General features: G+C 63.6%; 12 protein-coding genes. 6 read left to right on the forward strand and 6 right to left on the reverse strand.

Annotated elements, in window-relative coordinates; all coding sequences use genetic code 11:
- Window position 1 precedes the first annotated feature (1 nt).
- From AC54AF_RS13435 to fumC, 3 genes are all read right to left on the reverse strand, one after another.
- A complete protein-coding gene (locus AC54AF_RS13435; protein ID WP_131690125.1) occupies window positions 2–286 on the reverse strand; it encodes a hypothetical protein in 285 nt (94 codons plus the stop codon).
- 120 nt (window positions 287–406) lie between these two features.
- The gene (locus tag AC54AF_RS13440; protein WP_071079051.1) at window positions 407–628 is read right to left on the reverse strand and encodes an RNA-binding S4 domain-containing protein; all 222 of its coding nucleotides are present in this window, start codon (window positions 626–628) and stop codon (window positions 407–409) included.
- Window positions 629–724: 96 nt separating this feature from the next.
- Entirely contained in the window at window positions 725–2,119 is a 1,395-nt protein-coding gene (gene fumC, locus AC54AF_RS13445; RefSeq protein WP_496636931.1) for a class II fumarate hydratase, read from the reverse strand.
- 172 nt (window positions 2,120–2,291) lie between these two features.
- On the opposite strand from fumC, the gene AC54AF_RS13450 reads away from it, so the two are divergent.
- On the forward strand, window positions 2,292–3,410 hold the full coding sequence (locus tag AC54AF_RS13450) for a type IV pilus assembly protein FimV (protein ID WP_496636932.1): 1,119 nt from the start codon (window positions 2,292–2,294) through the stop codon (window positions 3,408–3,410).
- Between the two features lie 419 nt (window positions 3,411–3,829).
- Here the strand turns inward: AC54AF_RS13450 and AC54AF_RS13455 are convergent, their stop codons facing one another.
- The gene (locus tag AC54AF_RS13455; RefSeq protein ID WP_131689111.1) at window positions 3,830–4,126 is read right to left on the reverse strand and encodes a flagellar protein FliT; all 297 of its coding nucleotides are present in this window, start codon (window positions 4,124–4,126) and stop codon (window positions 3,830–3,832) included.
- A gap of 208 nt (window positions 4,127–4,334) precedes the next feature.
- Here AC54AF_RS13455 and AC54AF_RS13460 point away from each other — a divergent pair, with 208 nt between their 5' ends.
- The 3 genes from AC54AF_RS13460 (at window position 4,335) to AC54AF_RS13470 (ending at window position 7,474) form a co-directional block, all read left to right on the forward strand.
- The gene (locus AC54AF_RS13460; protein WP_496636933.1) at window positions 4,335–6,404 is read left to right on the forward strand and encodes a M13 family metallopeptidase; all 2,070 of its coding nucleotides are present in this window, start codon (window positions 4,335–4,337) and stop codon (window positions 6,402–6,404) included.
- 69 nt (window positions 6,405–6,473) lie between these two features.
- Window positions 6,474–7,124, forward strand: a complete 651-nt coding sequence (locus AC54AF_RS13465) for a class I SAM-dependent methyltransferase (RefSeq protein WP_496636934.1) — start codon at window positions 6,474–6,476, stop codon at window positions 7,122–7,124.
- A gap of 164 nt (window positions 7,125–7,288) precedes the next feature.
- Window positions 7,289–7,474 carry a CsbD family protein gene (locus AC54AF_RS13470; protein WP_131689109.1) on the forward strand — a complete coding sequence of 62 codons (186 nt, stop codon included), beginning with the start codon at window positions 7,289–7,291 and terminating at the stop codon, window positions 7,472–7,474.
- 73 nt (window positions 7,475–7,547) lie between these two features.
- On the opposite strand, the gene AC54AF_RS13475 is transcribed toward AC54AF_RS13470, so the two are convergent.
- Complete coding sequence (locus AC54AF_RS13475) at window positions 7,548–9,758, reverse strand: S9 family peptidase (RefSeq protein WP_496636935.1); 2,211 nt, start codon at window positions 9,756–9,758, stop codon at window positions 7,548–7,550.
- Window positions 9,759–9,974: 216 nt separating this feature from the next.
- Entirely contained in the window at window positions 9,975–11,369 is a 1,395-nt protein-coding gene (locus AC54AF_RS13480; RefSeq protein ID WP_496636936.1) for an MATE family efflux transporter, read from the reverse strand.
- Window positions 11,370–11,569: 200 nt separating this feature from the next.
- On the opposite strand from AC54AF_RS13480, the gene AC54AF_RS13485 reads away from it, so the two are divergent.
- Entirely contained in the window at window positions 11,570–12,235 is a 666-nt protein-coding gene (locus AC54AF_RS13485; protein WP_496636937.1) for a beta/gamma-crystallin, read from the forward strand.
- A 180-nt stretch (window positions 12,236–12,415) separates the two neighbouring features.
- Window positions 12,416–12,802 (forward strand): beta/gamma-crystallin (locus AC54AF_RS13490; RefSeq protein WP_496636938.1); only part of this gene is annotated, 387 nt, incomplete at its 3' end.

Below are 12,802 nucleotides of genomic sequence, written 5' to 3' on the forward strand. Positions count from 1 at the left end.
CTTATTCGAAGGCCCGCAGCACGCGCGCTTCGCCCGTCTGATCGCGGTACAGGGCATTCGCGGCCAGGGTGGCGTCCATCATGCGCGTGACTTGCTCTTCTTCAAAGCGGGCCAGCTCGGCAGTGGCCGCGACGAGGGCCAGTTCCAGCCTGGCGCGCGCGCTCTGGTACAGGCTGCTGGTGTATTTGTCTGTGTTACGCAGCAATGCTTCTGCGTTTTCTATTACCTGGCGCAAGTCGCCGATCAGGCGCTCCTGGCTGCGCGTACCTTGTTCGGGCTGGTCCATGGCGCTTCCCCTCTGCAATCGATATTTATCTGGCAATAACGACGTGTTTGCAGCCTGATCCAGGCAGCCGGCTGGCAGCTGGCTCGACGCATGGGGCCGCTTGCGCGCCCCATGCCGGCATCAGGCGGGGGCGACGACCGTGATACGGATATCGCCCACGCTGACGACCTGACCGGCACGGATCTTGGCGGTCTTGCGCAATTCCTTCTTGCCATCGACCTTCACCACGCCACTATCGACCATGACCTTGCCTGCGCCACCGCTGTCGCACAAGCCGACCAGCTTCAATAGCTGGTTCAGCTCGACGAACTCGGATGTTAAATCAAAGCTTACTTTTTGCATTGTATCCCTTATTGCAATGATGTGTTTTCAACACTTGATGACGGCATCAACTAAAGTCATAGTTTACATGAAGCGAGGGATATTGCAGGCTGAGCCTTAACTTTTGTTGGGCCGCGTCATCTGCAGTGGCACGATCCACGCACTGAATTGCTCTTCCGTCACAAAGCCCAGGGCCAGCGCCGCTTCCTTCAGGGTCGTGCCTTCATGCTGGGCCTGCTTGGCGATTTGCGCCGCCTTGTCGTAGCCGATGTGCGGCGCCAGCGCCGTGACCAGCATCAATGAGCGCTCCATCAGTTCAGCGATGCGGTCACGGTTCGGCGCGATGCCGTGTGCGCAATGCGCGTCGAAGCTGCGCATGCCGTCGCCCAGCAGGCGCGCGCTTTGCAGGAAGTTGTGCGCAATCAAGGGCTTGAAGACGTTCAGCTCGAAATTGCCCGAGGCGCCGCCTACCGTGATGGCGACATCGTTGCCGAATACCTGGCAGCACAGCATGGTCAGCGCTTCGCACTGGGTAGGATTGACCTTGCCCGGCATGATGGAGCTGCCCGGCTCGTTTTCGGGGATCGTGATTTCACCGAGGCCGGAGCGGGGGCCGGAGGCCATCCAGCGCACGTCGTTGGCGATTTTCATCAGGGCCGTGGCCAGGGTTTTCAGCGCGCCATGGGCGGCGACCAGGGCATCGTGGGCGGCCAGGGCGGCAAACTTGTTGCTGGCCGTCTCGAACGGCTGGCCCGTCAGGCGCGCCAGTTCCAGCGCGATGCGGCCGGCAAATTCCACATGGGCATTCAAGCCTGTGCCCACGGCCGTGCCGCCGGCGGCCAGTTGCAGCAGCGGCGGCAACGATGCCGTGATGATGTGCTCGGCAAAGTCCAGTTGCGCCACATAGCCGGAAAATTCCTGGCCCAGGGTCAACGGCGTGGCATCCTGCAAATGGGTGCGGCCGATCTTGACGATGTCGGCGAACTCCGTCGCTTTCGCGTCGAGCGTGGCGCGCAGCTGGCGCAGCGGCGGCAAGACCGTGTTGGCGACGGCCAGCGCGGCCGCCACATGGATGGCGGTCGGAAAGATGTCGTTCGAGGACTGGCCCAGGTTGACGTCGTCGTTCGGGTGCAGCAGGCGCTCTTCTCCCCGCAAGCCGCCGATCAGTTCGGAACCGCGGTTGGCCAGCACTTCGTTCATGTTCATATTGCTTTGCGTGCCGGAGCCCGTCTGCCAGACGGCCAGCGGGAATTCCGCGTCATGCTTGCCAGACAGCACTTCGTCGGCGGCCTGCGTGATGGCCACGGCTTTCTTGCCATCCAGTAATCCCAGGTCCAGGTTGACGTGGGCGGCCGCGCGCTTGACAGTGGCCAGGGCGGCGATCAGTTCGGGCGGCATCTTTTCCGTGGAGATATGGAAGTGCTCAAGCGAGCGCTGCGTTTGCGCTCCCCACAGCCGGTCGGCGGGTACGTCGATCGGGCCGAAACTGTCGCGTTCGATTCTGCTACTCATGGCATCCCTTTCATCGATGGAGGTGGATCGAGTGTACTCCAGGCGTCAAAAAGGCACAGGATGATGCTGTATTGCATCATTTTTGCCCTGGGCCATCTATATTTTTGCGATTTCCTGCCGTTAAAGACAGGCGAGTCCCCCTTATTTATATTGTTATCAAAGCGATCAGTCCATGCAGAGCAGCATCTTTCCCCGTTGGTCCCTGATCGCGTGCGCCGCCGCCAGCCTGGCCTTGCCGCCCGTCATGGCGGCCGAACTTGGTGACATGGTCGTGCTGTCGCACGTGGGTCAGCCCCTGCTGGCCGAGATCGAACTGACGGCTCTGGCGCCCGAGGAAGCCAACGGCGTGGCCGTGCGCCTGGCCTCTCCCGATGTGTACCGCGGTGGCGGCATCGGCATGGATCCGGCCCTGCAGACTTTGACGATCAGCCCGCTGGAGCGGGGTGGACGCCACTATGTGCGGGTGAGCACCCGGCAAGCGATCCAGGCGGGCCACGTGCATTTGTATTTATTGCTGGGCAGTGGGAATGGCGCCGTCGTGCGCCTGGGTACCTTGTGGCTGACGCCGGCCCCGCCCGCTGCCGCTGCCGTCAGTGCGCCGGTTCGGCCCGCGATTCCGGTGCCCGCGCCCGTACCTGCACCGCTGCCACGCGCTGCAGCCGGCGCGCCGCCACCCGACGCTGCCGCGCTGGCGGCCCGCGCGCGCGCCGAGGGGCTCGTGCGTCCGGCCCGCGTGTTCGTGCCGCCGCCCGCCGCACCCGCGCCGGCTGCACCCGCGCTGCGTTCGCCGCCGTTGCGCCGCGCTACGATGCCCGTGGCTGCCTGCGCACCGCAGGCGGATGCTGGGCAGGCGCAAGCGTGCGTGGCGCTGGATGAGAAAAACGCGGCCCTGAATGACAAGCTCGGTGAATTGGAGGGCAAGATCGGCGCCTTGCAACAGGCGCTGGCTCAGCCTGCCGCCGCCGTGCCGCCCGCTGCCGCGCCAGGCGTGGCGGAAGCGCCCCATGCCAAACCCAAACCCCTGCACGCGGCGCCTGCCGCCGACAAGGAAAAGAAATCGGGTGGCATGCTGTGGCTCGGTATCGGCACCCTGGTGTTCTTGTTGCTGACGGCGATCGTCGTGTATGTCGTACGCAAGCGCAGGCAGGCGGCCGGGCCGGGCGCGCCGTCGAAATACTGGGTCTTGCTGCGCAAGCCGTTCAGCCGCAAGAAGAGGGATGTGCCCGTGCTGACGGAAGCGGTGGAGGACGGGGCGCAGGCCGCGCCGGAAGCGGAGCCATTCTCGCGTTAATGCTGCTGCAAGGCCGCGCTAAAAATTTGATATAAAAAAAGATATTCAAAAAAGACAGAAAAATGCTTGTCTATCGTGTTGCCTATTTTTAAAAGATGGTGATATGATTAACTCAGTGGACTTGCTCTACGACAAAACAGCCCCAGCCTGTCGCAGTCACCAACGATAGTGTGGCGCGGCAAACAGGTGTAGCGTTGCATAAACGCCTGGGTCTGGAAGCGGTTCGCGATGCCGACGATGTGCTCGCGAACGCCGGATGCAACCGGCAGCGAGGCGACGCCAGGAGATACCTGGGGCTCGCCTTCCAAATTCCCCCTCCTTGTTCTCGAGCGCCGCGAATGGCGCGCTCCCCGGCACGGCGGCAGACGTAAAAAAAGCACCCGCGGGTGCTTTTGTCGTTTCTGGCGTGCCAAGCTTGCTTACATGCGCGCGCGCGCGCCCTGCATGGCGTTCGGCAACTGCGTCATCCACGGTTCCGTGATGGCGCGGATTTCGCGGTCGTTTGCCAGGATTTGCTTGAGCAAGTCGATCTTGCGCTGGCGCGAGGCGCCAGCCAGGGCAGGCACCTTGCCCGTCATGGTCGCGCTGGCGGCGCTGGCGCACTGGTTTTCCAGGGTATCCAAGTCATTCCAGTTGCTCGAACGTGCGGCCACAACCATTTTATTGGTCATTCCTGCAATATTTTCATACATCGAGAGAACGTCGTTGGAGGTCATGAGCACACCCGTAACTAGTGAATGGATTACCGCTTGTCCAAATTAACGGCAGGTTTAACGGGAACTTGAGGGTTTTTTTGAAAAAAAAGTGAAAATAATGTGGATGGTTTCGGCTGGCTGCGGGAATTGCCCGCCACGCCGTTTGTCCGCATGCGAAAAAGGTATGGTTTCAGGCTATGATTTTGCTTCTTTCATCGAAAGGATCGCCATGCACGGTTTGCGTTTCCCCTGGCACCGGACGCCAGTCCAGGCTGCCATCGTCCTCGCCCTGGCCGGCGTCTCGCTGACCGGTTTGCCGCTCCAGGCCCATGGCCAGCCAGCGTCCGCCAGCGCCGCTGCCCCCGCTGCCGCCACGGTCTTGCCTGGCGACAACTTCTATGACTACGTCAACGGCGACTGGCTGCGCGGCACGGCCATTCCCGCCGACCGCAGCAGCTGGGGCTCGTTCGCCATCCTCGCCAACTCTACCAACGAGCGCATCATCGGCCTCATCGAAGGCTTGCAGGCACGCGAGGGCGGCAGCACGGAGGCGCGCCAGGTCAGCGATTTCTACCGTGCCTGGATGGATGAATCGGCCATCGAAGCGAAAGGCTGGGCGCCGATCAAGCCCTTGTTGACAAAGATCAATGGCATACGCGACCAGGCAGGACTGGCCCGCGCGCTGGGCGAGAGCATGCGCGCCGATGTCGACCCGCTCAACGCCACCAATTTTTACACGGAAAACCTGTTCGGCCTGTGGGTGGCGCAAGACTTGAACGACACCACGCGCAATGTGGCCTATCTGCTGCAGGGCGGACTGGGCTTGCCCGACCGCGCCTTCTATCAGGGCGACAGCGCCCGCATGCAGGGCTTGCGCGCGGACTACCAGGCGCATATCGCGGCCATGCTCAAGCAGGCCGGCTACAGCGACGCACCGGCCCGCGCCGCGCGTGTGTTTGCCTTGGAGCAGCAAATTGCTGCGAGTCACGCCAGCCGCGAGGATTCGGCCGATGTCGCCAAGGGCAATAACGCGTGGCGCGCTGCCGACTTTGCCAGCAAGGCGCCGGGCCTGGACTGGAAAGCCTTCTTCCAGGCGGCCGGCCTGGGCACGCAGACGGATTTCATCGTCTGGCATCCGACGGCCATGACGGGCAGCGCCGCGCTGGTGGCGAGCGTGCCGCTGGCCACGTGGAAAGATTTTCTTGCCTTCCACGCCATCAACCATTTCAGCACCACTTTGCCGAAGGCGGCCGCCGAGCAGCGCTTTGCTTTCTACGGCAGCACCCTCAGTGGCACGCCGCAGCAGTCGCCGCGCAGCAAGCGCGCGCTGGCGGCGACCAACGCGGCCCTGAGCGACGCCGTCGGCAAGCTGTACGTGGAACGCTATTTCCCGCCTGAATCGAAAGCCCGCGTGCAGGACATGGTGACGAATATCGTCGCCGCCTTCTCGCGCCGCATCGACAAGCTGGACTGGATGGCGCCGGCCACCAAGGCGCAGGCGCAGGAAAAACTCAAGACCCTTTACGTGGGCGTGGGCTATCCGGAACGCTGGGACAGCTATGCGGGTCTGCGCGTGGTGCGCGGCGATGCGCTGGGCAATGTGCAGCGAGCGGAACAGTTTCATTACCGGCAGGCGTTGGCCAAGCTGAGCCAGTCTCCCGACCGCAAGGCCTGGGCCATGCCGGCGCAGCTGGTCAACGCCGTCAACTTGCCGCTGCAAAATGCGCTGAACTTCCCCGCCGCCATCTTGCAGCCGCCATTTTTCGACCCGCAGGCTTCCGACGCGGCCAACTATGGCGGCATCGGCGCCACCATCGGCCACGAGATCAGCCACAGCTTCGATGATCAGGGCGCACAGTTCGATGCCCAGGGCAAGCTGCGCGACTGGTGGACGCCGGCCGACCTGGCGCATTTCCAGGCCGCGTCAAAACAATTGGTGGCGCAGTTCGCGGCCTACAAGCCGTTTCCCGACCTGGCCGTGAATGGCCAGCTGACCCTCAGCGAAAATCTGGCCGACCTGGCCGGCGTGGCGGCCGCGCATGATGCGTTCACCCTGTCGCAACAGGGCAAGCCGGCGCAGCCGGGCGCGGACCGCGATTTCTTCATCGGCTACGGCGTCAGCTGGCGCAGCAAGGCGCGCGAAGCGGCGGCGCGCCAGCAAATCCTCACGGACGGCCATGCGCCGGCGCAATATCGCGCCGCCACCGTGCGCAACCTCGACGCCTGGTACCCGGCCTTCGACGTCAAGCCGGGGCAGCAGCTGTACCTGGCGCCGGAACAGCGCGTGCGCGTCTGGTAGCAGAGTTGGCGCTGCCGGCCGCTGAGCCGACCGGCAGCGTAAAATGCGCCCATCGATGACAGGACCGCCATGAAGCCTACCCCACCGCAAGATCCGCAAGACCCCATCCACGCCATCACCGGCCGCACCCTGGCCCATTACGACGCCAGCGCCGAGCAGTTTTTCGAAGGCACGCGCGACCACGACGTCAGCCAGAACATCGCCGCGCTGCTGAGCGCTATCGGCAGGCCCGGGCCATTGGAGATACTCGACCTCGGTTGCGGTCCTGGCCGCGATCTGAAAACGTTCACCGCCATGGGGCATCACGCCACGGGCGTCGATGGCTGCCCCCGCTTCGTCGAGATGGCGCGCGCCTACAGCGGCTGCACCGTGTGGCAGCAGGATTTCGTCGACCTCGACTTGCCCGCAGGGCACTTCGACGGCGTGTTCGCCAATGCCGTGCTGTTCCACGTGCCCAGCGCCGCCTTGCCCGGCGTGCTGGGCGCCCTGCACGCTTGCCTGAAGGACGGCGGCGTACTGTTCAGCTCGAACCCGCGCGGGCAGAATCAGGAAGGCTGGAATGGCGCGCGCTACGGCAGCTACCACGACGAAGCGACATGGGCCGCGTATGTGCAGGCAGCCGGTTTTACCTTGATCGAGCAGTACTACCGCCCGCCGGGCTTGCCGCGCGACCAGCAGCCGTGGCTGGCGACCGTCTGGCGCAAGGGCGCGGCGGCGTGATCGGCGATATCGGCGTAGTGTTAGGAACCGTACAGAGGCTGTGATCCTCGCTGCGTACCATGGACACATCGACACGCAGCAAGCAGTGTGCAACAGCGTGTGAGCCGCAGTACCGGCCTTTGCGGGCTGGACAACAGATGTACCAACTACAGTGAGGATCCATCATGAACAAAGATCAAGTCGAAGGTAAACTGAAGGAAGTCGGCGGTAAAATCCAGGAAACCGCTGGCAAAGTCGTCGGCAGCGAAGAGCAGCAAGCCAAGGGCCTGGCAAACCAGGTCGAAGGCAAAGTGCAGAAGAAGGTTGGCGATGTGAAAGATGCGGTGGAAACCATCACGCGCAAGCCATAATTTCTGCTCCAGCATAAAAAACCGCCGCCTGTCGCAAGACAGGCGGCGGTTTTTTATTGGATGCAGCGCAAGCTTACTGTGCTGGCTTCATCAGGTTCTGCTTGAAGAACATCTCGATTTTCTTGTACACGTGGCGCTGGCCCGCGCGTGACGAGATGCCGTGCTTGGCGCCCGGGTACGTCATCAGGTCGAATTGCACGCCGCGGTTCACCAGCGCGTCGATCAGGCGCGTGCTGTTGCTGAACAGGACGTTATCGTCGGCCATGCCGTGCACCAGCAGCAGCGGCGACTTCAAGCCGTCGAGGTGGGCGAACACGGTGCTGGCCTTGTAGCCATCCACGTTTTCCTTCGGCATGCCGAGGAATTGCTCCGTGTAGTGGGTGTCGTACAGCGACCAGTCGGTCACGGGCGCCACGGAGACGCCCATGGCGATCTTGTCGGACGCGGCCGACAGCAGGCGCAGGGTCATGAAGCCGCCATAGCTCCAGCCGAACACGCCGATGCGCTTCGGATCGACGAAGCTTTGCTTGCCCAGCCAGTCGATGCCGACCAGTTGATCGGCCACTTCGGCGGCGCCGAGGTTATGGTAGATGGCGTCCGTGAACGCGCGCTCGCGGCGCGACGAACCGCGGTTGTCGAGGCGGAAGACGACAAAGCCCTGCTGCGCCATATACTGGTCGAAGTTGTTGCCCCAGCGGCGCGCCACGTGCTGCGAGTGCGGACCGCCATACGTCGACAGGTAGACGGGATAGCGTTTGGCAGGGTCGAAGTCCGACGGCTTGACGATGGAGTAATACAGCGTCTGGCCATCGTTGGCCTTCAGGGTGCCGTACTCCGTCGGCAGGTGGTCCGCCTTGTATTTCGCGTATGGGTGGCTGGCGTTCAGCGCGTTCTCTTCCAGCCAGCCCACCATGGCGCCGTCCGGGCGGCGGATGCTCACTTGCGGCGGCGTGGCCGGGTCGGAATACGTGTCGACGAAGACTTCGCCATTGCGCGAGAACGTCGTGTCGTGCCAGCCATCGGCTTTCGTCACGCGCTGCGGCTTGTCGGCCGTGCTGCCGTCGAGGGCCAGGGCGTAGGTCTGCTTGTCGATCACCGCGTCGCGGTTTGACGAGACGAACACTTTGCCCGTCTTCTGGTTCACGGCCAGCACGCTGTCGATGCCCCATGTGCCGGAAGTGACCGGATGCAGCAGCTTGCCGCTCATGTCGTACAAATACAGATGGTTGCGGCCCGTGCGCTCGGACGACCAGAGGAAGGTGCCGTTCGACAGGAAGCGCAGGTCGTCATGGATGCTGACCCAGGTTGTCGACGTTTCCGTCAGCAGGGTGCGCTGCGCCAAAGTACCGGCATCGACGGCGACCAGATCGAGGGTCTTCTGGTCGCGCGACTGGCGCTGGTACACGAGCGACTTGCTGTCCGCGCTCCAGTCGGCGCGCACCAGGTAGATGTCCGGGTTCGTGCCCAGATCCACCTGGCGCTGCGCGCCCGTTTCCGGCGAGACGATCAGCAGCTGCACCAGCACGTTCGGGTCGCCGGCGGCCGGGTAGCGCTGCTCGACGACGTCGGTGCGGTCGGCGAAGATTTCGAAGCGGCGCACGACGGGCACGGGCGCTTCGTCATAGCGTTTGTAGGCGATGGCGGAATCGTCGGGGGCCCAGTAGTAGCCGGTGCGCTGGCCCATTTCTTCCTGCGCCACGAATTCGGCTTCGCCGTTGCGGATGGTGCCCTTGCCGTCGGTCGTGAGCTGGCGTTCCTGACCCGATTTCAGGTCGATCACGTAGATATTCTGGTCGCGCACGAACGACACGTAGCGGCCTTTCGGCGAGATTTTCGGGTCCAGCACATTGCCCTTGGCGACCAGGCGCGCCTTGTCCGGGTGGGCCGCGTCGACCAGGTACAGATTGCCGGCCAGCGGCACCAGCAGCTGCTTGCCATCGGGCGACCAGCTGTAGCTGAGAATGCCGTTCAGGCTGGCGGTGCGCTCGCGTTCGCGGCGCGCCTGCTCTTCGGGCGAAATCGTTTCATTCGGCACCAGCGCCTTCGAGTCGACCAGGCGGTGCGTGCTCTTGTCCTTCAGCTTGAATTCCCACAGGTCGAGCTGGAACTGGTTGTCGGCGCGGCCGCGCAGGAACGTGACGCGCTCGCCATCGGGCGAGACCTTCAGGTTGCGCACGCCGGGGCCGGCCAGCGCCGGATCGGCGTGAATGCGTTCCAGGGTCAGCTTTTCAGCCGATGCGGGAACGCTGGCCATCGCGGCCAGAAAACAAAGAATAAAACGCATGGATGTCTCGGTGATGGTAAAAGGATGGTCAAGAAAGATTCTTGACAGCAAACGATACCAGAGCAAGACATTTAATGCGATAGGGCCAGCCACGGAATAATCCGGCAATTGCCTTTTTTACTTTGGCGGAAAGAGTGGGGCGGTGATGCTTTGTATGGCGAAGCAGCAAGGGCGGCACGCATAAATTGCGCGCCGCCCTGCGTTCAATGCATTGTTTCAATACGTCATGCGCAGGCGCTGCAGCGACAGCCGGTTCAAGTACCAGGTCAGCAGCACGGCCGCTACCGTCAAGCCCGTGACGAGGCCGATCCAGAAACCCGCGGCGGCCATCGGCTCGGCCGGCGACCAGATGAAGCCTTGCGGCGCGAGTCCCAGCACGTAGCCGATCGGCAGCGAGAAGCCCCAGAAGGCCAGCAGCTGGATCAGCATCGGCTGGCGCGTTACCTTGTAGCCGCGGATGGCGCAGGAAGTCGCCACCTGCGTGGCGTCGGACAGCTGGAACAGGGCGGCGAACAGCAGCAGTTGCGCGCACAGCGCCTGCACCTGCGGGTCGGACGTGTAGGCTTGCGCGATCTGGTGGCGGAAGACGGTGATGAGGGTGGCCGAGACGATGGCCGCCGTCAGCGACATGGCCACGCCCACCCACGAAATGAAGCGCGCGCGGCGCAGATTGGCTTCGCCCACGGCGTGGCCCACGCGCGTGACGAGCGCGATGCCGAAGGTGAGCGGCACCATGAAAACGACGGACGAGAAATTCAGGGCGATCTGGTGCGCCGACACCTGGATCACGCCGAAGCGCGCCACCAGCAGACTGATGACGCCAAAGGCGCTCACTTCGGCAAAGTAGGTCACGCCGATGGGCAGGCCCAGGCGCAGCATGGGGCCGATGGACGACAGCTGCGGCCCTTCCCAGTGGCTGAACGGATACGTGGCGTGGTAGGCGGGCGCGATCCTGATCCAGGCAAGCATGGCCAGCAGCATCATCCACACACAGCAGGTGGTGGCCACGGCGCAGCCCACGCCGCCCATCTTCGGCATGCCCCAGTGGCCGTAGATCAGCAGGTAGTTGACGAAAATATTCAGCGCCAGGGCTGCCAGCGCGATGACCATCACGGGCTTGGTCTGGTTGATGCTGGTGCTGTAGCCGTACAGGGCGCGGTAGGCGGCGAACGGCGGCAGCGCGCAGCTGATGATGTGCACGAACAGCTTGGCCTTGGCAGCAACGTGAGGTTCGAGCATCAGGTGGTCGAACACCAGCGCCGCCATGTTCGTCAGCAAACAAGCCACCAGGCCGACCAGCAGCGCCTTCCACAGCGACTGGCGCACGATGTGCGGCACCCGGTCGTGGCGCGCCGCGCCGATTTCATGCGCCACCAGGGTATTGATCGCCATCATGATGCCGCTCACAGTGACGAGCACGATGGACCAGATGGCCGCGCCCAGCGACACGGCAGCCAGTTCCTCGGGATTCGTATGGCCCGTCATCGCCACGTCGGCTGCGCCCATGCCGACGGTCGCCAGCTGGCCGATCAGGATGGGCCAGGCCAGCTTCCACAGCGAGGAAATTTCAGTACGGACGGCGGGCAGCGTGAACGAGGTAGTGTGTGGCATAGGCGGCAAGCTTGACTAAACACAACATTCTACCGGCATTCGCCGTGCCTGTCCGCTGCGCCGCCCGGGGCCCGGCCTGAAGGGGCGCGCGCGGTAATCATTTGTTACAGCTAAGTGGGCCAGTCGCGGATAGACTGCGCGCTCTATTTGGCAAAATGACCAAATAGTCAACCGCAGTACCCTGACTATGGAGCAAGACCATGCTGAAACACACCCTGAACTGCGCCCTGTTGCTGGGCGCCGCCATGACGGCCGAACTGGCCGGCGCCGGCGAACTGACCCTGTATTCGCGCGACGATTATCACGGCCGCTCGCAGACCGTGCGCGATGCCGTCGCCGACCTGGAAGATGTCCGTTTCAATGACACGACGCAAAGCATCCGCGTGCGCTCGGGCCGCTGGGAAGCGTGCGAGGATGCCGATTTTCGCGGCGCCTGCTTCCTGCTCGAACCGGGCGAGTACCCGTCGCTCGATGGCCGCGCCAACAAGATCACGTCGCTGCGCGAAGTGCGCGGCGGCTGGGATGGTCATCCGGGCCGCGACCGTGACCGTGGGCGCGACTGGGATGGCCGCCGCGACCGCGACCGGGAGCGCGGCCATTTGCCAGGGCGCTCGCTGGGCGGTGAGCTGACCTTCTATACGCGCGACGATTTCGCCGGCCGCAGCTTGAGCGTGCGCAACGCTTCAGCCGATCTGCGCGAGCGCGATTTCAACGACACGGTGCAAAGCGTGCGCGTGCGCTCCGGTTATTGGGAAGTGTGCGAGGACGTGGATTTCCGTGGCCGCTGCCGCATGCTCGAACCGGGCGAGTACGCGAGCCTGGAGCGCCTGAGCAACCGCATCTCGTCGGTGCGCGAAGTGCGCTGACGCGGGGCAGCGCGTAAGCCAAACGGCAATGACAGGTTCCCGCCGGGGCCTGTTATTGCTTTTGGTAACAATTTATTGTGCTTTTCGCATACTTTGTTACACCGTTTTTTCCACGGATGGCTACACTGGCATCAGTTGTCATGTCGATCACTTGCCTTTGCCGCCACCGGAGACCGCCCCATGAATCGCCCGTTCGCTCTTGCCCTGCTGTGCGCCAGTTCGCTGTTTGTCCACCTCGCGGCGCAGGCCGGCGAGATCCGCCTGTACACCGATGACAACTTCAAGGGACGTGTAGTCGTCTTGCGCGATACGACGGACGACCTGTCGCGCGTCAATTTCAATGACACCGTGTCGAGCATCCAGGTCGAGTCGGGCAGCTGGGAAGTGTGCACGCATGCCGATTTCAAGGGCGATTGCAAGACGCTGGAAAGGGGCGACTACCGCTCGCTGCCGGGCATGAACGACAAGATTTCATCCGTGCGCGAAGGCGGTGGCAGCGGCGGCGGGGGGCGCCCCCCCGCCCGGGGCCAAGATGGACCTGGGCGGCCCCGGCCCCGCGCGGGCCGG

It is taken from the genome of Janthinobacterium sp. JF4, assembly GCF_059617925.1.

What these genes read in the sequence shown, in the direction of transcription:
- AC54AF_RS13450 (WP_496636932.1), top strand. Translation starts at nt 2,292, where the DNA reads ATGCAGAGCAGCATCTTTCCCCGTTGGTCCCTGATCGCGTGCGCCGCC.
- AC54AF_RS13475 (WP_496636935.1), bottom strand. Translation starts at nt 9,758, where the DNA reads ATGCGTTTTATTCTTTGTTTTCTGGCCGCGATGGCCAGCGTTCCCGCA.
- AC54AF_RS13465 (WP_496636934.1), top strand. Translation starts at nt 6,474, where the DNA reads ATGAAGCCTACCCCACCGCAAGATCCGCAAGACCCCATCCACGCCATC.
- AC54AF_RS13435 (WP_131690125.1), bottom strand. Translation starts at nt 286, where the DNA reads ATGGACCAGCCCGAACAAGGTACGCGCAGCCAGGAGCGCCTGATCGGC.
- AC54AF_RS13485 (WP_496636937.1), top strand. Translation starts at nt 11,570, where the DNA reads ATGCTGAAACACACCCTGAACTGCGCCCTGTTGCTGGGCGCCGCCATG.
- AC54AF_RS13455 (WP_131689111.1), bottom strand. Translation starts at nt 4,126, where the DNA reads ATGACCTCCAACGACGTTCTCTCGATGTATGAAAATATTGCAGGAATG.
- AC54AF_RS13480 (WP_496636936.1), bottom strand. Translation starts at nt 11,369, where the DNA reads ATGCCACACACTACCTCGTTCACGCTGCCCGCCGTCCGTACTGAAATT.
- AC54AF_RS13460 (WP_496636933.1), top strand. Translation starts at nt 4,335, where the DNA reads ATGCACGGTTTGCGTTTCCCCTGGCACCGGACGCCAGTCCAGGCTGCC.
- fumC (WP_496636931.1), bottom strand. Translation starts at nt 2,119, where the DNA reads ATGAGTAGCAGAATCGAACGCGACAGTTTCGGCCCGATCGACGTACCC.
- AC54AF_RS13470 (WP_131689109.1), top strand. Translation starts at nt 7,289, where the DNA reads ATGAACAAAGATCAAGTCGAAGGTAAACTGAAGGAAGTCGGCGGTAAA.
- AC54AF_RS13440 (WP_071079051.1), bottom strand. Translation starts at nt 628, where the DNA reads ATGCAAAAAGTAAGCTTTGATTTAACATCCGAGTTCGTCGAGCTGAAC.